The organism is Alcanivorax sp. HI0044, from assembly GCF_001634945.1.
In genome coordinates this window covers 1-1,289 of sequence record NZ_LWEZ01000017.1, presented here as the reverse complement: position 1 = coordinate 1,289, position 1,289 = coordinate 1, and the positions used below count along the sequence as shown (strand labels likewise).

Sequence of the window (1,289 nt, the reverse complement as noted above, 5' to 3'; positions counted from 1 at the left end):
CATTGGGGCAGGATTCGATCAATGCAGCTCCCGGTAGCGTGTATCAGGGCTATGACCGTCGCAAGGTCTCCCAATTGACATTGGGCGTGATCCAACCCGTTCCGGGTGTTCTGGGCTCAAAAGCACTTGTGGTGGCTACCGAGGCCGGAGCCAAGTACATCCACGACCTGCCTTCACAAAGCGAACGCCGCTACAGCCGCACAGACCTGTACGGTTCGGACCTGGCCAGTGGCAATGCTGTCGGCTGTCAGGTCGCAGGGCAGCCGGACAGAGGCAGCACCGGCTGTTCCAAGGATGGATACGCTTCCCAGTTCTCCTGGGGCTACCGTTTGCGCAGCCAGTTGATCTATCCCAATGTGGTCGGCGCGTTTACCCTTAAGCCTTTCGTTCTATTCGGCCAGGATGTGAAAGGTTGGTCCTACGATGCCAATTTTTCTGAGGGCCGCTTGATCGGTGGTGCGGGCATTAGTGCCGAATACGGGCAGCGTCTCACTACTGATCTGCGCTGGATAAGCACGGGGAATGACCCTTTTTCGGCCACCGACAGGGACTTTATTTCCGCCAGTATTGCCCTGAATTTCTAACACCCCGGATCACGATGAAAAGGCGCTTGCGATACCGGCGCCGGGAAAGCGATGAGTCGGTTGCCTCGTTCGGCCAGCTCGCGAAGTGTGGAGGCAATGTACGCTAAATAGCGTGTACGGCCGTGTCGGTGAGCGATGATCTTAAGGAACCTCTGAATAACTCCTTGCGTGCTCAGTCTTTCAGGCTGGTTCGCCCCCTAGGCCAAGGTAAAGAGGGGCGCGATTTTGAAGGTGTCCCCTCAAGGGGGATCGAGATATGCCCATCCATCGGCTCTTTACCTTCGAAGGAAGCGTAACAACGAGAGCGGGCCAGCCTGGAAGACCTGAAGCACCATGGCGGGCATAAAAGCGCGGTGGAGTGCGCATCTGCTGCGCCTTGCCTCTAGGAAAGGGGCCCACCCTTACCGTCGAGACAAGACACAACAGCTGCACGCTCCAGGTCACGCTGAGCATGCAAGGAGTTATTCAGAGGTTCCTTAATGCGTCGCCTGCTGCCGCGGCGGTTCTTGCTGGTGGATGCTGAGAATCAGCTGGTCTTCCAGGGCAAAGCGTTCTTCCAGGGTTTCCATCAGTGCACTGATGCGCTGGGGTAGCACACTGCGTTGGGCCAGGCATTGGTTCGGGTGTTCGAAGTCTTCATTGAAAGCCAGGGCGGCATCGGTGGAGCTGTCCAGCTTCTGCATAATCTGCCGGGTCAGTGCCGGG

2 protein-coding genes are annotated in these 1,289 nt (G+C 57.6%); one reads left to right on the top strand and one right to left on the bottom strand.

What is annotated here, in order from left to right:
- The coding region (locus tag A3730_RS00235; protein WP_197477196.1) for a DUF1302 family protein at positions 1 to 584 on the top strand (584 nt) is incomplete at its 5' end.
- 476 nt (positions 585 to 1,060) lie between these two features.
- Here A3730_RS00235 and A3730_RS00230 read toward each other — a convergent pair.
- The coding region (locus tag A3730_RS00230) for an Rsd/AlgQ family anti-sigma factor (protein ID WP_156500690.1) at positions 1,061 to 1,289 on the bottom strand (229 nt) is incomplete at its 5' end.